This is a genomic window from Stenotrophomonas sp. STEN013, assembly GCF_056760355.1.
The window spans coordinates 590730-608330 of record NZ_JBRREO010000002.1 but is presented as its reverse complement, the minus strand read 5'-3'; the positions used below and the strand labels follow the sequence as shown (position 1 = coordinate 608330).

The following is a 17601-nucleotide window of genomic DNA, read 5'->3' as shown; positions in this document are numbered from 1 at the left end:
AGACGCCCCAACCTGCGCCGGGGCGTCCACGACTCGTTGAAAGCAGGCGTCAGCGACGGCGACGGCCTTCCTCTTCTTCCTCTTCCTCCCGCGGTGCCGGCTGACTGGCCTGCGTTTTTTCCTGCGCGGCAGCTGCCGCACGGCGCTTGGCTTTCTGCTCGGCCTCGGTCTGCGCCTTGTCCGCCGATGCATTCTGGGCGGTTTCAGCCGTCTTGCCCTTGTCGGCGCTCTGCGCCATCACCAGGGGGGCAGCGACCACAGCCGCGGCAACTGCGGCCAGCACCAGCAATTTCGATGTTTTCATCCCGTTCCTCCTCAATTCGCGCGCCAGACAGGACAGCGCCTGGATTGGACCGTGTACAGGATACCCGGCCCCGCCTCGCCGCGCCCTGAATGCCCCGCGTGCAAAAATCGCCGCCAGACCGCACACTCCAGCGTCGTTTTGCGCCCTACCGAGATACATGAACGCCCGTTACAACGCCGCCGACATCGAAGTCCTTTCCGGCCTGGACCCGGTCAAACGCCGCCCCGGCATGTACACCGACACCGCGCGCCCGAACCATCTGGCGCAGGAAGTCATCGACAACTCGGTCGACGAGGCGCTGGCCGGCCACGCCAAAACGGTGGAAGTCATCCTGTTCAAGGACGGCAGCTGCGAGGTCAGCGATGACGGCCGCGGCATGCCGGTGGACATCCATCCGGAAGAGAAGATCCCCGGCGTCGAGCTGATCCTGACCCGGCTGCATGCCGGCGGCAAATTCAGCAACCGCAACTACACCTTCTCCGGCGGCCTGCACGGCGTCGGCGTGTCGGTGGCGAACGCGCTCTCCACCCTGGTGGAGATCCATATCCGCCGCGAAGGCAGCGAACACCGCATCACCTTCCGCGATGGTGACCGCGCCAGCCCGCTGGAAGTGGTCGGCAGCGTTGGTAAGAAGAACACCGGCACCCGCCTGCGCTTCTGGCCGGACCCGAAGTATTTCGACACCCCCAAATTCAACCTGCGCGCGCTGCGCCACCTGCTGCGCGCCAAGGCCGTCCTGTGCCCGGGGCTGACCGTCAAGCTGACCGACGAAGCCACCGGTGAAGTCGACACCTGGTATTACGAGGACGGCCTGCGTGACTACCTGAAAGCCGAACTGGGCGAGCGCGAGATGCTGCCGGCCGAACTGTTCACCGGCAACCTGAAGAAGGAAACCGAGGTGGTGGACTGGGCCGTGGCCTGGCTGCCGGAGGGCGAACTGGTCCAGGAAAGCTACGTCAACCTGATCCCCACTGCCCAGCACGGCACCCACGCCAACGGCCTGCGCACCGGCCTGACGGAGGCGCTGCGCGAGTTCTGCGACTTCCGCAACCTGCTGCCGCGCGGCGTCAAGCTGGCCCCGGAAGACGTGTGGGACCGGGTGTCGTTCGTGCTGTCACTGAAGATGACCGACCCGCAGTTTTCCGGCCAGACCAAGGAGCGCCTGTCCTCGCGCCAGGCCGCCGGTTTCGTCGAGGGTGCGGTGCATGACGCCTTCAGCCTGCTGCTGAACCAGAATGTGGAGCTGGGCGAGAAGATCGCGCAGATCGCCATCGAACGCGCCAGCGCGCGGCTGAAGACCGAAAAACTGGTCACCCGCAAGAAGGTCACCCAGGGCCCGGCCCTGCCCGGCAAGCTGGCCGACTGCATCAGCCAGGACCTGTCGCGCACCGAGCTGTTCCTGGTGGAAGGCGACTCGGCCGGCGGCAGCGCCAAGCAGGCCCGCGACAAGGATTTCCAGGCCATCCTGCCATTGCGCGGCAAGATCCTGAACACCTGGGAAGTGGCCTCGGGCAGCGTGCTGGCCTCCGAGGAAGTGCACAACCTGGCCGTGGCGATCGGCTGCGACCCGGGCAAGGAGGACCTGTCGGGCCTGCGCTACGGCAAGGTGGTGATCCTGGCCGACGCCGACTCCGACGGCTTGCACATTGCCACGCTGCTGACCGCCCTGTTCCTGAAACACTTCCCGGCTCTGGTCGATGCCGGCCACGTGTTTGTGGCGATGCCGCCGCTGTTCCGCGTGGACGTGGGCAAGCAGGTGTTCTATGCACTGGACGAGGAAGAAAAGCGCTCGCTGCTGGACAAGATCCAGCGCGAGAAGCTCAAGGGCCAGGTCAACGTCACCCGCTTCAAGGGCCTGGGCGAGATGAACCCGCAGCAGCTGCGCGAGTCGACCATCTACCCCGATACCCGCCGCCTGGTGCAGCTGACGGTGGACGACAGTGAGCAGACCCGCTCTTTGATGGACATGCTGCTGGCCAAGAAACGCGCCTCGGATCGGAAGCAATGGCTGGAGAACAAGGGTGATCTGGCTTCACTGGAAGCCTGATTCCCGCAGCCTGATCCGTACCACCCGAAGCCCGCCCTCACCGGCGGGCTTTCTGCTCCCTCCCCATCCGATCCTCCAGCCATGCAAACAACCCGGAGCCGTCTCCGGCACATAACCCCCCCCTGCCTCGCCGATCTGCCGCCCAACAAAAAAGCCCGCCATCACTGGCGGGCTTTTTGTTTGCTTTTTGCCACCTGACAACCGGCTGCCGTCAGTTCCAGCCCACCAGCTCGAACAGTTTCAGGATCAGGTAGGCGCAGCCACCGGCTGCCGGGATGGTCAGGATCCAGGCCCACAGGATGCGCTCGATCACGCCCAAGCGCAGCGACTTGGGGTTCTTGGCAAAGCCGACGCCCATGATCGCGGTGGAGATGCTGTGGGTCGTCGAGACCGGCATGCCGAAGTGCGCCGCCAGGGTCAGGACCGTGGCCGAGCTGGTCTCCGCGGCAAAGCCGTGGATCGGGTGCAGCTTGACCATCTTGTGACCCAGGGTCTTGATGATCTTCCAGCCTCCCGAGGCGGTACCGGCTGCCATCACCACCGCACAGGTCAGCACGATCCACATCGCGATGCCGTCCCCAGCCTGCGCATTGGGATGCATGAAGGCCAGCCAGGAAGGCAGGTCATCCAGCGCACCGGTCGCCTCGGCGCCGATCAGGGTCATGGCGATGATACCCATGGTCTTCTGCGCGTCATTGTGGCCGTGGGCAAAGCCCATGTAGGCCGCCGACACGATCTGCGCCTTGCCGAAGAACGCATTGACCCAGCGCGGACGCGCCAGCCGGCGCAACAGGCCACCCGCGCGCGCCATGGCGGCGATGATCGCCCACAGCAGGCACATCACCACGATACCCAGCAGGAAGCCGGCGATCGGCGAGGTGATCATCGGCACGAACACCTTCCACAACAGGCCCTTGTTCTGCGCCCAGTTGCCGACATTCTGCGACCAGATCAGCGCGTCCCAGTTGTTGTGGGCCGCCGCCAGACCGGCGCCGCACAGGCCACCGATCAACGCATGCGAGGAGGAGGACGGCAGGCCCTTCCACCAGGTGATCAGATTCCAGACGATGCCGCCCAGCAGCGCGCACAGGATCACCTGTGGCGTCACCGCGACCACGTCGGTATTGAGCAGGCCGTTGGCGATGGTCAGCGCCACCGCGGTGCCGGTCAGCGCGCCGATCAGGTTCATGAAGGCCGCCAGCATCACCGCCCAGCCGGGCGAGAGCACCTTGGTTGCCACCACGGTGGCAATGGAGTTGGCGGTGTCGTGGAAGCCGTTGATGAACTCGAAGACGAGCGCAGCCAGGATCACCACCAGTACTAGGGTGAGCATCGAGCGGCCCCGTCAGCTGTTCTTGAGCACGATCTGGTACGCCACCACACCGGCCTCGCGGCAACGGTCGATGGCTTTTTCCAGAATCTCGAAGAATTCCTTGAGCAGGAACATCTGCAGGTTGTCCAGACGTCCGGAGTAGATGTCGCGGTACAGCTCCAGCATCAGCCGGTCGGCCTCGTTCTCCAGCGCACGCAGCTTTTCGTTCAACGCGGTCATCCGGTCCAGGTTCATGTGGCGCAGGTCGTTGACCATTTCCACCACCACGCCGGCGGCCTGCTCCAACATCGCCGCGCGCGGCGCGAAGTCGATGTGCTCCAGATGCGCCACGGCCAGCGAATAGCGATCGGCGAACTTCTCGATCTGCTTGGGAATCTTGTACAGCGCCGAACCCAGTGCTTCGATGTCCTCGCGCTCGATGGGCGTCATGAAGCTGTCCACCAGCGCCTGGCTGATCTTGTCCGAGGCGGCCCGTTCGCGCAGACGTGCGAGCTTGAAGGCGTCCAGAGCAGGCTCGCGATCCGCTTCGCGCATCATTGAATGCAGCGCCTTCGCGCTGTCGGAAGCGGCCTGTGCGGCCTCGTCAAGATAGGTATAGAACTGCTTGCCGGAACCGAAAATGGTCTGCAACGAAAACATGGGGAGCCTATTCGCCGTCGCGGGAGGGACGGCACCAGCGCGAATTATGACTGCTAGAAGGCATCTCGGGTATTCCTTGCGGTTGTCCGCAGCGCCCGCGAGGCCGCGGTTAGCGCCCGCCAGCCGCGTTTTGCTAAGATGCGCGGGCGCCTTCAGGGCGCACCTTATGGACGACGACCCTCATCCCCCGCCGCGAATCCCGGTACACCACACCTGTGGTGACATGGACGCCGCCTGCCTGACACACCCTCCCCTGCAACCAACCCGGGGAGATTCCCGTGCTTGAGTTTTTCATCGTAATCGCCCTGATCCTGCTGAACGGCTTCTTTGCCATGTCCGAAATGTCGGTCATGACCTCGCGCAAAAGCCGCCTCAAGCAGATGGCCGGCTCCAGCAAACGCGCCGCACGCGCACTGGAACTGTCTGAAAAACCTGAAAATTTCCTGTCGACCGTACAGATCGGGATCACCCTGATCGGCATCCTGACCGGTGTCTATGGCGGCGACGCCATCGGCGGCGCCATCGCCGCGCAGCTGCAATCGCTGTTCCCGGCACTGTCGGCCAACTTCGCCCTGTTCGGCTCGACCCAGCCCTATGCCGACTTCCTCGGCAAGACCCTGGCGGTGGCCCTGATCACCTATCTGACTCTGATTTTCGGCGAACTGGTCCCCAAGCGCGTCGCCCTGACCCGCTCGGAGGACATTGCCGGGGTCGTGGCGGTGCCGATGAGCTGGCTGGCACGCATCGCCGCGCCGGGCGTATGGCTGCTTTCACGCTCCACCCATCTGGTGCTGCGCCTGCTGGGCCTGGGCCAGACCGAATCGGCCTCGGTGACGGAAGAGGAGATCCGCATGCTGGTGGCCGAAAGCCACGAGCAGGGGGTGATCGACGCCGACGAGCGCAATATGATGAACCGGGTGATGCGCCTGGGCGACCGCACCGCCGACAGCCTGATGACCCCCCGCAACCGCATCGCCTGGCTGGACACCACCGCGCCGGCCGAAAAGAACCTGCATACCATGCGTGAGCACGCGTTCTCGCGCTACCCGGTGTACCGCGACAACGACCAGGACATCGTCGGCATTCTGGAGGTGAAGACCCTGGTCACCCGGCTGGAGGGCTCGGAGCACTCGCTGTTCCAGAATCTGCGCGAGACCTTGTATGTGTCCGAGTCCACCCATGCGATGAAACTGCTGGAAATCTTCCGCGAAGAGCAGCAGTCGATGGCCCTGGTGGTGGATGAATACGGTGAGATCCAAGGGCTGGTGACCATCAGCGACCTGATGGGCGCCGTGGTCGGCCGCCTGCAGGCGCCGGAAAATACCGATGAGGACGCCCTGGTGGTCACCCGTGAAGACGGCTCGCAGCTGGTGGACGGCTCGCTGCCGATCGATGACCTGCGCGAACTGATGGAAGGCGCCGCGCTGCCTGACGCGGAGGAAGGCGACTACTACACGCTGGCCGGCATGTGCATGCACTATTTCGGCCGCATCCCCCACGCCGGCGAGTACTTCGACTGGGCGGGCTGGCGCATCGAAATCGTCGACCTGGACGGCGCGCGCATCGACAAGCTGCTGCTGCGCAAGCTGGCCGAGGAAGATGCCGATGAACTCACCGGCTGACCCCGCCGCGGACGGCACCGGCAGCGACGGCTACCGCAACGAGGGCATCCGCACCCTGCTGGCCCTGTTCGAGCATGGCGATCCGGCCGAACATCTGCCGCTGCGGCATATCCTGCAGAACCTGCAGCAAAGCGCCTTCGGCGTTTTCCTGTTCATCGCGATCCTGCCGTCGTTCATTCCGATCCCGGGCGTCGGTGGTGCGGTCAGCGGCCCGCTGGTGGTGCTGATCGGCGTGCAACTGCTGGGCGGACTGTCGCGACCCTGGGTGCCCGGCTTCATTGCCCGCCGAGGCCCCAAGCGCGCGACCATGCACAGGTTCCTGGGCAAGATCGGCCGCCCGTTGCGGCGGCTGGACCGGATGCTCAGACCGCGTATGGCGCCATTGCTCCGTCCATTGCCGGCACGGATGTTCACTGGCCTGCTGCTGATCCTGGTCGGCCTGCTGCTGTCGCTGCCGATTCCGTTCACCAACTACCTGTTCGGCTTCCAGCTGCTGCTGTTTGCACTGGCCCTGATCGAGCGCGATGGCGCGCTGATGCTGTTCAACTGGGTGGCAGCCGTTGCCGCCGGCATGTTTTTCGGACTCGGCTCCGGGCAACTGGTCAGCCATACCGGCCAGCTGCTGCAGCGCTGGACCGGCGGCTGACGGAAATTGCGCAGCGCGGAGGGGCGGCAAACCAGGCCGCCCTGGTCAACGCGCTTGTCGCGCCTGCCAGGCCTGCATGGCCAGCTCGAAGGAGCGCAAGCGGGCCTGATGGTCAAAGATGTTGGCGGTGATCAGCAGCTCATCCGGGCGATGCCGCCCGGCAAAGTCCGCCAGGCCTTCGGCAACCTGTGCAGGATCGCCCAGCACCGTGCAAGCCAGAGCGCGCTCGACGCCGGCCTTCTCCTGCGGCGCCCAGAAGGATTCGATATCGGCCACCGGCGGCGGGATCTGTCCGGGCTGGCCGCGACGCAGATTCACGAAACTCTGCTGCTGGGTGGTGAACAGGCGCCGCGACTCGGCCTCGGAGTCACTGGCCACCACGTTCAGCGCCAGGATGGCGTAGGGAGCAGCCAGCCGCGCGCAAGCCCGGAAATCGCGCCGATACAGCGCCAGCGCCTCATCCATCGCATCGGGCGCGAAGTGCGAGGCGAACGCGAACGGCAACCCCATCGCCGCCGCCAGGCGTGCACTGAACAGGCTGGATCCCAGCAACCAAACCGGCACTTCGACCCCCGCTCCCGGCACCGCCTGCACGGACTGGCCGCGCTGCGCCGGCTCGAAATAATGGAGCAGCTCGGCAACATCCTGCGGAAACTGGTCGGCGCTGTCGAAATAGCGGCGCAGCGCGCGCGCCGTGGCGTGATCGGTGCCGGGCGCACGCCCCAGCCCCAGATCGATGCGCCCCGGGTACAGCGAGGCCAGCGTGCCGAACTGCTCGGCCACCTGCAGCGGCGAGTGGTTGGGCAGCATGATCCCGCCGGCGCCCACACGGATGGTGGAGGTCCCGCCGGCCACATGCCCGATCAACACCGAAGTCGCCGCGCTGGCGATACCCGGCATGTTGTGGTGTTCGGCCAGCCAGTAGCGCCGGTAGCCCCAACGCTCGGCGTGCCGGGCCAGATCCAGCATGTTGCCGAAGGCCTGCTGCGGCATGGCGCCTTCACATACCGGTGCCAGATCGAGAATCGACAGAGGAATCATCGGGAGTTTCCATTGGGGACCACCTCCAGTTGGGGCCGACGACACTGCATTGCCAGCTGCCCCGACACCTCACCGCCACAACACTGCTTTCCGGGCACGACATCCGGACACCCTCAGGCGGCCTGTTCAGCCTCACGGTCGACCAGCGGCTGCAACTGCGGATCCAGTGCCACGCGCTCGTCGAATACGAAGCAGTGACCGTCGTAGCCCTCCCCGCCCACTTCCTCGAAGTAGCCCAGAATGCCGCCTTCCAGCTGCAGTACATTGTCCATGCCGTCGTTGCGCATCCACAGCGCGGCCTTCTCGCAGCGGATACCGCCGGTGCAGAAACTGACCACGGTGGCATCGGCCAGGCCTTCGCGGTGCGGCTCGAGTGCGGCCGGCAGATCGGTGAACTTGTCGATCGGCAGGGTCAGGGCACCGGCAAAGGTGCCGTGCGCGAACTCCTGGGCATTGCGGGTATCGAGCATCACCACGCGCTTGCCGGCATCGTCATGGCCCTGCCGCAACCAGCGCTGCACCGTGGCCGGGGCCACGCTGGGCGCACGCGGATAGTCCAGCGGCTGGCCGTCGTCGCGGCGGAAGCTGATGATTTCGGATTTGACCTTGGCCTTGAGCCGGGCGAACGGCTGCATCTGGCTGTAGCTGTACTTGATACGCATAGCGGCAAAGCGCGCATCGGTTTTCAGCTGCGCGTAGAACGCATCGATACCGTCACGGCTGCCGGCCAGGAACAGGTTGATGCCCTCCTCGGCAACCAGAATGGTGCCGCGCAGCTCCTGGGTCTGGGCGCACTCGAGCAGCGTTGCCGCCAGCGTGTCGGCATCGGGAAGCGGGACGAAATGGTAGGCGGCGATATTGACGATCATGGACATATTCTAGAACGGTCGGTTGCCAGAGCCCGGGAAAAGGCCCATCGGCGGAACAGTGGGAAAAATGGAGACGGTGGAAAGCCGGCTCAGCCGCGCAACAGCATGAAGGGCAGCAGCACCAGCGCCGCAGCGGCGACCATGCCCAGCAACACCCCCACCACATACAGCGGACGCTGCCGCAACAGCGAGCCGAAGGTCTCGGCACTGCCATCACGCAAAGCCGCCTCGCGTTCGGCACGGACCCGCTGGCCGCGCTCGGCCTGATAGGTCGCCATCAACGCCTTGGCGCGCGGATGGTCGTCGTTGTCACGCAACCAGATCCCGCCGTGCGAGATGCCCCAGGGACTGGGTTCGGTGCGATACCAGGCGATCGCGTTGCGGTCGAGCAGCTCGCCGACCTCGCGACTTTCGTCTTCACCGACATTACGTAGATTGAGCAGCAGTTTAGCCATGGCACCATGATACCCGGCGACGATGCGCTACCCTTGCACGCCCTGTCTGCCGGAGGTCGCCGTGCGCCGTCTATTCATCCCGACTCTGCTGTCCCTGCTCGCGGCCGGGTGCACCCCGCCAGGACCTCCGCCCGGAGGCACCATCGCCACCTTCGAGCGCATCGACACCCAGCCGGGTACCGGCGCTGAAGCCGTTGCCGGCACCAAAGTCACCGTGCACTACACCGGCTGGCTGTATGACGAGCGCGCCGCTGACAAGCACGGTGAAAAATTCGACAGCTCGCTCGACCGTGGCGAGCCCTTCACCTTCAACCTCGGTGAAAAGCAGGTCATCCGTGGCTGGGATGAAGGCTTTGTCGGCATGAAGGTCGGCGGCAAGCGCACCTTGATGATTCCGGCCGAATACGGCTACGGCAATCGCCGCACCGGACCGATCCCGGCCGGCTCCTCCCTGGTTTTCGATGTTGAACTGCTTGATGTCCAGCCCCGCTAAACACACCGTCGCCGTCATCGGCGGCGGCCCTGCCGGCCTGTTCGCCGCCGAACGCTTGTGCGCGGCCGGGCTGGAGGTGCACCTGTACGAGGCCAAAGGTTCGCCGGGACGCAAATTCCTGATCGCCGGCAAAGGCGGGCTCAACCTGACCCATTCCGAACCGCGGCCACAGTTCGACGGCCGCTATCGCGAACGTCAGGATGTCGTCGCCCGCTGGCTCGACGGCTTTGATGCCGAAGCGCTGCGCCACTGGGCGCAAGGCCTGGGCGTGGACACCTATGTCGGCAGTTCCGGACGCGTGTTCCCGGTTGATCGCAAAGCCGCGCCCCTGCTGCGCGGCTGGGTACGCCGTCTGAAAGAGCAAGGCGTGCGCTTCCACGTGCAGCACCGCTGGTCCGGCTGGAATGAAGACGGGAAGCTGCGCTTCGAAACCGGCAATGGCACGGTCGATGTGCACAGCGATGCCACCGTGCTCGCCCTCGGCGGTGGCAGCTGGCCGCAGCTCGGCTCCGATGGTCGCTGGACGGAAATTCTGTCGGGTCGTGGCGTGGATATCACACCGCTGCAGCCGGCCAACTGTGGCTTCGACGTGGCCTGGTCCGAACATTTCCGGCAGCGCCACGCCGGCAGCCCGCTCAAACCGGTGATCGCACACTGGATAGATCTGCAAGGCCATGCGCAGCACCTGCAGGGCGAATGTGTCGCCAGCGAATACGGCCTTGAGGGCAGCCTGATCTATGCACTGGCGGCGGACCTGCGCGAAACCCTCCATCGCAACGGCAGCGCACAGCTGCAGTTGGATCTGGTACCAAGCCGCGAGCTGGACCGCCTGCGCGCCGACCTGGGACGGCCGCGCAAAGGCCGCAGCTTCGGCGAACACCTGCGCCGCGCCGCCGGTCTGGACGCGCCCAAAGCCGCACTGCTGTTCGAGGTACTGGGCAAAGACGCCGGCAGTGATCTGGATGCCGTTGCGCACACCCTCAAACGGTTGCCGCTGACGCTGCAACGGCCGCGCGCGATGGCCGAAGCCATCAGTACCGCCGGCGGTGTGCGCATCGAGGCGATGAACGAAGGCCTGATGCTGGATGCCGTGCCAGGTGTGTTCTGCGCCGGCGAAATGCTGGATTGGGAAGCGCCGACCGGTGGCTACCTGCTTACCGCCTGCTACGCCAGCGCCCAGCGCGCCGCCGAAGGGGTGATCCAGTGGCTGGCGCGCTGATTACACCGCGGCGCGACAACCGCGACCTGTAAAAAAACACCGCCCTTGTCGAGCAAGGGCGGTGTTTTCATTTGCGATGCCGGTGCGACCGTCTCCACACCGGCGCAGATCACTGCAGCTTGCTGCCGCGCAGCCCCGAAATGCGTGCCGGCGGTGCGAACGAATCGCTGCGCGCATCCGCCCAGTACTCGCGGAACACGACGTGCTCGGGCACCCGGTCAAGCAGCTCGCCCGGTCCCAGATAACGATACAGCGAAGCCAGCGAACGGATCTCCACCGGCGAAACACGCCGCAGGATATGTTCCGGTCCCAGTTCGGAAGGATCGTTCAGGCCGGCAGCGCCCAACAGGTCACGCAACGCGCGCATCGTATTGGCGTGGTAGTTGCGCACACGCTGGCCCTTGTCTTCCGGCTCCAGGTGACGCCAGCGACTCGGGTCCTGGGTAGCGATCCCGGTCGGGCACTTGTCGTTGTGGCAGCTCAGCGCCTGGATGCAGCCCAACGCAAACATGAAGCCACGGCCGGCATTGCACCAGTCCGCGCCCAGCGCGATGGTGCGTGCGATATCAAATGCACTGGTCACCTTGCCCGCCGCACCCAGGCGGATGCGCTCGCGCAGATTCAGACCGATCAGCGTGTTGTGTACCAGGATCAGCGCTTCATTCATCGGCACGCCAACGTGATCGATGAATTCCGCAGGCGAGGCGCCGGTACCGCCTTCAGCACCATCAACGACGATGTAGTCGGGCAGCAAACCGGTTTCGTGCATCGCCTTGGCGATACCGAACCATTCCCAGGGATGGCCGATCGCCAGCTTGAAGCCGACCGGTTTGCCACCGGACAACTCACGCAGACGCGCAACGAACTGCAGCAGCTCCACCGGCGTGGAGAACGCCGAGTGCTTGGACGGCGAGACGCAATCCACGCCCATCGGCACGCCGCGGGTGAGGGAAATCTCCGCACTGACCTTGGCCGCTGGCAGCACGCCACCGTGGCCTGGCTTGGCGCCCTGCGAGAGCTTGATTTCGATCATCTTGACCTGATCGTCGCGCGCGTTCTCGACAAAGCGCTCTTCGCTGAAGCGCCCGTTCTCGTCGCGGCAGCCGAAGTAGCCCGAACCGATTTCCCAGACCAGGTCACCGCCATTCTCACGGTGATAGGGCGAGATGGAGCCTTCACCGGTGTCATGGCAGAAGCCGCCCAGCTTGGCGCCCTTGTTCAACGCGCGGATGGCATTGGCCGAGAGCGAGCCAAAGCTCATGGCCGAGATGTTGAACACGCTGGCCGAATAGGGCTTTGCGCACTCGGCACCGATGGTCACGCGGAAATCGTGATGCGGGATGGTGGTCGGCGCCATGGAATGGTTGATCCATTCGTAGTCCACCGCATAGGCGCTGCGCAGGGTGCCAAATGGCACCACGTCCATTTCGTTGCGCGAACGCGCATAGATCAACTGGCGCTGCTGCCGCGAGAACGGAACATCATCAAGATCGCTCTGCACGAAGTACTGGCGAATTTCCGGGCCGATGGACTCGAAGCCATAACGGAAATGCGCCAGCACCGGATAGTTGCGTCGCAACACGCTTCGACGTTGCAACACGTCCCAGGTACCCAGCAGCGCGGCCACACCGAACAAGCCCACGCCCCAGTACCACGCTGGCCAATGCGAAGCCAATGCCAAAGAAACTGGCAGCAGAATCAATGCCAGCACATAGACAAGATAACGATGCATTACCGTCCTCGGATCAGAGATGGCGCGGATTCTACAGCCGGTCGTCGACAACGTCCCGCGGCCAGGCGGATTTGATGTCGTAGACGATCATGTCCTGTACACCCAGCGCACGGATTTTTTCCGCGCTGTACTCACGAAACTGACGGTGCGCCACCGCCAGCACGATCGCATCGTAGTTTCCCGGCTGCGGGGATTCGATCAGCACCACCTCTGCAGCACGTTGTGCGCTGGCCGCATCGGCCCATGGATCGTGCGCATGCACCAGTGCGCCCGCGGCAGACAGCATCTGCACCAGGTCCAGCGCACGGCTGTTGCGCAGATCCGGGCAGTCCTCCTTGAAGGTGACACCGAGCACCAGCACCCTGGCGCCCTGCAGTGATTTTTCTTTCTGCTCCAGCAACGTGCGCACCCGAGTGACCACATGCGCGACGACACGGTTGTTCACCTGTCGCGCGGTATGGATCAGATCCGGGTGGTAACCCACGCTCTCGGACTTGTGCAGCAGGTAGTACGGATCCACGCCGATGCAGTGCCCCCCGACCATCCCCGGTCGGAACGGCAGGAAGTTCCACTTGGTTCCCGCCGCCTCGAGCACATCAAGCGTATCGATGCCCAACCGGTCGAAGATCAGGGCCAGCTCGTTGACCAGGGCGATGTTCACATCGCGCTGGATGTTCTCGATCACCTTGGCCGCTTCTGCGACCTTCATCGAAGGTGCCGGCCAGGTCCCCGCACGGATGATGCGGCGATACAGCGCATCGACCACCTGCGCCGCGTGCGGCGTGGAGCCTGACGTGATCTTCCGGATATCCGGCAAACGCCGTTGCCGGTCGCCCGGATTGATCCGCTCGGGGCTGTAGCCGCAAAAAAAATCCACGTTGAAGCGCAGTCCCGAGCCCTGCTCAAGCAACGGCACGCACACCTCTTCGGTGGTACCGGGATAGACCGTGGATTCGTAGATCACCAGATCGCCCGGCTTCAGATGAGCGGCGATGAGCTCGCTGGCCGAGCGTAACGGCGCCAGATCCGGCTGCTCAAAGGCGTCGATAGGCGTGGGCACCGTGACGATGAAGACGTTGCGGTCGCGCAGCCCTGCGGTATCGCCGGTAAAGCGCACATGCAGCGCCGCTGCCAGTTCCGCATCGTCGGTCTCAAGCGTGTGGTCGTGCCCGGCCTGAAGCTCCTGGACGCGCTGCAGGTCGATGTCGTAGCCCAGCGTGTCGAGCGTCTTCCCGAACTCAACGGCCAGAGGAAGACCCACATAACCCAGCCCGATGATGGCGACCCGGGGGGCCGCCGCTGCGGTTATACCGTCGCTCATGCCATTCTCGATTGTCAGGTAGTGGTGCCCGGAGCCGGAATCGAACCGGCATGGCCTCGCGGCCGGCGGATTTTAAGTCCGATGCGTCTACCAATTTCGCCATCCGGGCACCGCGATAGCGTGCCTGATCACGCGGCAATTGTGAATTGCATGGCGTGCCGGCCTGCCCGTTTCCGGACCACAGAGCGCACGCCGGCTGCGGTCAGATCGCTCTGGAGTACCGGGCCGGCTGCTGCGGAGCTTTCAAATAGCGGTCAAAGCACATGGCGATCAGCCGCAGCAACGGCCTTCCCGGCCGGGTCGCGGAAACCACACCGTCCTCGATATGGGCCAATCCGTCATCGACCAGTTGCCGCAGTGATTCGATCTCCGCGGCAAATTCGCGGTCGAAATCGATGCCGTGGGATGCGGCGACACGGCGCCCGTCCACCCGGCCATGACACATCAGCTGCTGGATCAGCTCCGCCCGCAGCAGATCGTCCTGATCGAGCTCCAGGCCACGCCATACAGGCAGCGCCCCGGCATCGATACGCGCCTCCCAGTCTTTCAATTCCCGGGGATTCTGGCTGTAGCCGGTATCGATGCGACTGATCGCGCTGACGCCCAATCCAATCAGATCGGTGTCGGCATGGGTGGTATAACCCATGAAGTTGCGATGCAGCGAACCTTCGCGCTGCGCCCGTGAAAGATCTTCTTCGGGCAATGCGAAGTGATCCATTCCGATGTACTGGTAACCCGCCGCCGACAGCCGCTCCACTGCAAGTCCCAGCAAGGCCAGCTTCTGCTCGGGCCCCGGCAGGTCGCCATCGGCGATCTGCCGTTGAGCCTTGAACATGTGCGGCAGATGCGCGTAGCCGTAGATCGCCAGCCGGTCCGGCCTTGCCTGCAGCACGGTGTCCAGCGTGCGGCCGAAGCCCTCCAGAGTCTGTCGCGGCAAGCCGTAGATCAGATCCACATTCACCGAGCGCATGCCCGATGCGCGACAGGCATCGATGATCGCCAATGTCTCGGCCACACCCTGTTCGCGATTGATCGCCTGCTGCACCGCCGGATCGAAGTCCTGCACGCCAAGACTGGCGCGGTTGAAACCCAACCGGACCAGACGCCCGATGTCGTCGACACTGACCGAGCGCGGGTCCAGCTCGATGGAGAAATCCCGCGCGGCGCGGGTACTGAAGTCAAAGCGCTGTCCCAATCCGTCGATCAGCCGCTCCAGCTGCGCAGGCTCCAGGAAATTGGGCGTGCCGCCGCCCAGGTGCAGCTGGATGACATCGCGCCCAGGCGCGAACAATGGCGCGACGCGATCGGCTTCCAGCAGCACCCGCTCGACATACGCCTCCCCCTTGCTCCGGTCACGGCTGATGACCCGGTTGCAGCCGCAGTAGAAGCAGGGGCTGGTGCAGTAAGGAACATGCACATACAGCGACAACTGCCGCCCGGACGCATTGCTACGCGCAATCGCCGCGCGGAACTGCGCCTCGCCGTAACCGTCATGGAAATGTGGCGCGGTGGGATACGAGGTATAGCGCGGCCCCGGGCGGTCATGGCGGCGCAGCAGCTCCGGATCAAACGTCCAGCCCAGCGGGTTCAGCGGTACAGGTTGCATGTCCATGGAGCCAGCGTGCCCCAGTCCCGCCATCGCTGCCTTGAGCTGGATCAATCGTGCCCGCCCGCGTCAAAAAGGCGCGCCCATCCATTCAGCCAGTGGTGCGGTCAACCGCCGTCCGGATGTGTCATGTACGCCTGAATTCAAAGAACCGGGAAGGCCGGTGCGCTGTAGCGGCGCCAAATAGCAGTGGCAACCCGTTGCGCCGCGGCATCTGCCAGCTGCTTCATCTGCGGGTTGCCAAGCTCCGCGGTGGTCTGCCCGAACAGCTCCAGCCAACGCTGGAACATCGACCACTGCAGCCCCGGTATCGCCAGATGCTTGGGCATCGGCGCCCCGCTGAAGCGGGATGTGCCGCGCAACATCGTCGACCAGAAATCGATCAGCAACAGCAGGTGCGACTCCCAGTCATGTACCCGCGCCTCGAAAATCGGGCCAAGCAGCTCGTCTTCGCGCACGCGTGCATAGAAGCGCCGCACCAGCGCTTCCACCTCCTGTTCGGTGCACACATTCACTTCAGGCCTCACCGCCGTTCTCCTTTCCCTACAACCGCCCTCCGATGGTATCCACTTGATCAGGATCAAGGACCACACGACGGGCGCCACCTAGCCTTGCACATTGGCGCCCCGCGTGCATTCAGGCATTGCCATGCGTGCAACCCGGCGTCGTGCTCTCTCAATACGGCCCACTTGGACTCCGCGATGACCGCTCCCGACAAGCCCGCACCGACCGAACCACGACCGCTGCTCCAACTGCTCGGCGCCGTACTGTGGCCCAGCTTCTTCACCGCCGCAGCAATGTCGGCGGTACTGTTCGCACGCGTGGATCCGGTTGAACTGCAGCGGATCAGCTTTCCCGCGCTCTCCATCAGTCGCGAACTGGGCTATTCGCTGGGCTTCTTCGCGTTCTGGCTGGGCACGCTGTGCGCCTGCAGCGTCACCGCCTTGCTACTGCGCCCCTCCCGCGAAGACCCGGAGATCTTTGAATGACAGGCGCCGGTCCGGCCTTGCCTTTGACCAGCCGCAGCGGCACCCGGGCCGCCGCGATGGCGATCATGCTCGGCGCCTTCTACGCGATACCTTGGCTGACCTGGAACGGCAAGCCGGGATTTCTGCTTGATATCGGCACTCGCCAGTTCCATGCCTTCGGCCTGTCCATGCAACCAGAGCAATCCGTCCTGCTGCTTTGGATCGCCTTGGCACTGATCGCCGCACTTTTCCTGGTGACAAACCTGTATGGCCGCATCTGGTGTGGCTATGCCTGCCCGCAAAGCGTGCTGACCCGCCTGTTCCGCAACTTGACCCGACGGACAACACTGCCCGCCCCCTATACCTCATTGGGAGTGGCGATCCGCCACGCCAGCTGGGCAGGCATCGCACTGTGGACCGGCGTCACCTTCGTCGGCTACTTCACGCCGATCGCGAATCTGGCTCGCAACCTGGCGGGCTTCTCCCTCAACGGCTGGGAGATTTTCTGGATCAGCTTCTATGCGCTGGCCACCTGGGCCAATGTGCTGTACCTGCATGAGCAGGTATGCACGTATCTATGCCCCTACAACCGCGTGCAACACCTGATCACCGACAGCCGCACGCCATCCATCCAATACGACGCCGCACGCGGCGAGCCCCGCGGTACGCGCAGTGGCCACAGTGAAAGCGTCCTGAATCGCCCCAGAGGCCTGTTGGATCCCGAGACTGCGCGTGACTACGCCTTTCGCGCCGCCCATCCGGAAATCGCCGGTGCCCTGCCCAAGTTCGCTCCGGCGCACCTGGGGGATTGCATCGACTGCGGTGCGTGCGTCGGCGTCTGTCCGATCGGTCTGGATATCCGGACCGGACACTCCAGCAACTGCATTGAATGCGCTGCCTGCGTCGATGCCTGCGACAGCAGCATGGCCCGGCACCGATTCCCCGCAGGCCTGATACGCCGGACCTATATCGCAGCGGGCCAGACAGATGAAAAAAAATCATTGCGCATCAAGCCGCTGGTTTTTGCCGGCGCAATGCTGATCTGCCTCGCGGCGGCAGTCCTCACCGCCAGCACCTTGACTTGAGGCAGGCTTCACGCCAGGAACTACAAACCCGCTTCAAAAATCATGCAAAACAAAAGGCCCGCTTGCGCGGGCCAAAATTTTGCATTTTTTCAATTGGAGGCCTGGGTCGGAATCGAACCGGCGTACGCGGATTTGCAATCCGCTGCATAACCACTCTGCTACCAGGCCAAAATCTGAAACGCCGGGGATCCATTCCCGATATGAAAAAACCCCTTTTACGG

General features: G+C 64.3%; 17 protein-coding genes and 2 tRNA genes. 7 read left to right on the top strand and 12 right to left on the bottom strand.

Going from position 1 to position 17601, the window contains the following annotated elements; genetic code table 11:
* Window positions 1–49: 49 nt before the first annotated feature.
* Window positions 50–304 (bottom strand): hypothetical protein, encoded by a 255-nt coding sequence (locus ACVOMH_RS07045; protein WP_054656798.1) that lies wholly within the window; start codon window positions 302–304, stop codon window positions 50–52.
* A gap of 157 nt (window positions 305–461) precedes the next feature.
* Between ACVOMH_RS07045 and parE the strand changes: the two genes are divergently transcribed.
* Window positions 462–2351: a DNA topoisomerase IV subunit B gene (gene parE / locus ACVOMH_RS07040; protein WP_481551474.1), complete on the top strand. Its 1890-nt coding sequence runs from the start codon at window positions 462–464 to the stop codon at window positions 2349–2351.
* A gap of 211 nt (window positions 2352–2562) precedes the next feature.
* On the opposite strand, the gene ACVOMH_RS07035 is transcribed toward parE, so the two are convergent.
* Window positions 2563–3684 carry an inorganic phosphate transporter gene (locus ACVOMH_RS07035; RefSeq protein WP_054656796.1) on the bottom strand — a complete coding sequence of 374 codons (1122 nt, stop codon included), beginning with the start codon at window positions 3682–3684 and terminating at the stop codon, window positions 2563–2565.
* 12 nt (window positions 3685–3696) lie between these two features.
* Entirely contained in the window at window positions 3697–4323 is a 627-nt protein-coding gene (locus tag ACVOMH_RS07030; protein ID WP_481523459.1) for a DUF47 domain-containing protein, read from the bottom strand.
* A 278-nt stretch (window positions 4324–4601) separates the two neighbouring features.
* Here ACVOMH_RS07030 and ACVOMH_RS07025 point away from each other — a divergent pair, with 278 nt between their 5' ends.
* Both ACVOMH_RS07025 and ACVOMH_RS07020 read left to right on the top strand, forming a co-directional pair.
* Window positions 4602–5945 carry a hemolysin family protein gene (locus tag ACVOMH_RS07025; RefSeq protein ID WP_057506540.1) on the top strand — a complete coding sequence of 448 codons (1344 nt, stop codon included), beginning with the start codon at window positions 4602–4604 and terminating at the stop codon, window positions 5943–5945.
* Window positions 5929–6591: an exopolysaccharide biosynthesis protein gene (locus ACVOMH_RS07020; protein WP_054656795.1), complete on the top strand. Its 663-nt coding sequence runs from the start codon at window positions 5929–5931 to the stop codon at window positions 6589–6591. The genes ACVOMH_RS07025 and ACVOMH_RS07020 overlap by 17 nt, the downstream gene beginning before the upstream one ends.
* A 45-nt stretch (window positions 6592–6636) precedes the next feature.
* Here the strand turns inward: ACVOMH_RS07020 and ACVOMH_RS07015 are convergent, their stop codons facing one another.
* From ACVOMH_RS07015 to ACVOMH_RS07005, 3 genes are all read right to left on the bottom strand, one after another.
* The gene (locus tag ACVOMH_RS07015) at window positions 6637–7632 is read right to left on the bottom strand and encodes an LLM class flavin-dependent oxidoreductase (RefSeq protein WP_481551473.1); all 996 of its coding nucleotides are present in this window, start codon (window positions 7630–7632) and stop codon (window positions 6637–6639) included.
* Window positions 7633–7745: 113 nt separating this feature from the next.
* Window positions 7746–8501, bottom strand: coding sequence for a sulfurtransferase (locus ACVOMH_RS07010; RefSeq protein ID WP_481551582.1), 756 nt, complete (start codon window positions 8499–8501; stop codon window positions 7746–7748).
* A gap of 89 nt (window positions 8502–8590) precedes the next feature.
* Window positions 8591–8956: a DUF6164 family protein gene (locus tag ACVOMH_RS07005; RefSeq protein WP_481551472.1), complete on the bottom strand. Its 366-nt coding sequence runs from the start codon at window positions 8954–8956 to the stop codon at window positions 8591–8593.
* Window positions 8957–9017: 61 nt separating this feature from the next.
* Between ACVOMH_RS07005 and ACVOMH_RS07000 the strand changes: the two genes are divergently transcribed.
* Both ACVOMH_RS07000 and ACVOMH_RS06995 read left to right on the top strand, forming a co-directional pair.
* On the top strand, window positions 9018–9449 hold the full coding sequence (locus ACVOMH_RS07000) for an FKBP-type peptidyl-prolyl cis-trans isomerase (protein ID WP_481551471.1): 432 nt from the start codon (window positions 9018–9020) through the stop codon (window positions 9447–9449).
* On the top strand, window positions 9433–10668 hold the full coding sequence (locus tag ACVOMH_RS06995; protein ID WP_481551470.1) for a TIGR03862 family flavoprotein: 1236 nt from the start codon (window positions 9433–9435) through the stop codon (window positions 10666–10668). Before ACVOMH_RS07000 ends, ACVOMH_RS06995 begins: the two co-directional genes overlap by 17 nt.
* Window positions 10669–10777: 109 nt before the next feature.
* Here the strand turns inward: ACVOMH_RS06995 and ACVOMH_RS06990 are convergent, their stop codons facing one another.
* The 5 genes from ACVOMH_RS06990 to ACVOMH_RS06970 all read right to left on the bottom strand — a co-directional run bounded on the left by ACVOMH_RS06990 (window position 10778) and on the right by ACVOMH_RS06970 (window position 15854).
* Window positions 10778–12400 carry an FMN-binding glutamate synthase family protein gene (locus ACVOMH_RS06990; RefSeq protein ID WP_054658929.1) on the bottom strand — a complete coding sequence of 541 codons (1623 nt, stop codon included), beginning with the start codon at window positions 12398–12400 and terminating at the stop codon, window positions 10778–10780.
* Between the two features lie 31 nt (window positions 12401–12431).
* Window positions 12432–13721: a nucleotide sugar dehydrogenase gene (locus tag ACVOMH_RS06985; RefSeq protein ID WP_481551469.1), complete on the bottom strand. Its 1290-nt coding sequence runs from the start codon at window positions 13719–13721 to the stop codon at window positions 12432–12434.
* A gap of 22 nt (window positions 13722–13743) precedes the next feature.
* Window positions 13744–13830: transfer RNA gene (locus ACVOMH_RS06980), tRNA-Leu, on the bottom strand.
* A gap of 93 nt (window positions 13831–13923) precedes the next feature.
* Complete coding sequence (gene hemN / locus ACVOMH_RS06975) at window positions 13924–15333, bottom strand: oxygen-independent coproporphyrinogen III oxidase (RefSeq protein WP_481551468.1); 1410 nt, start codon at window positions 15331–15333, stop codon at window positions 13924–13926.
* Between the two features lie 137 nt (window positions 15334–15470).
* Entirely contained in the window at window positions 15471–15854 is a 384-nt protein-coding gene (locus ACVOMH_RS06970) for a group III truncated hemoglobin (RefSeq protein ID WP_481523452.1), read from the bottom strand.
* Window positions 15855–16028: 174 nt separating this feature from the next.
* Here ACVOMH_RS06970 and ACVOMH_RS06965 point away from each other — a divergent pair, with 174 nt between their 5' ends.
* Together ACVOMH_RS06965 and ACVOMH_RS06960 are read left to right on the top strand one after the other, a co-directional pair.
* Window positions 16029–16316, top strand: coding sequence for a hypothetical protein (locus tag ACVOMH_RS06965; protein ID WP_481551467.1), 288 nt, complete (start codon window positions 16029–16031; stop codon window positions 16314–16316).
* A complete protein-coding gene (locus ACVOMH_RS06960) occupies window positions 16313–17380 on the top strand; it encodes a 4Fe-4S dicluster domain-containing protein (RefSeq protein WP_481551466.1) in 1068 nt (355 codons plus the stop codon). The genes ACVOMH_RS06965 and ACVOMH_RS06960 overlap by 4 nt, the downstream gene beginning before the upstream one ends.
* A 94-nt stretch (window positions 17381–17474) precedes the next feature.
* Here the strand turns inward: ACVOMH_RS06960 and ACVOMH_RS06955 are convergent.
* Window positions 17475–17548: transfer RNA gene (locus ACVOMH_RS06955), tRNA-Cys, on the bottom strand.
* Window positions 17549–17601: the final 53 nt, after the last annotated feature.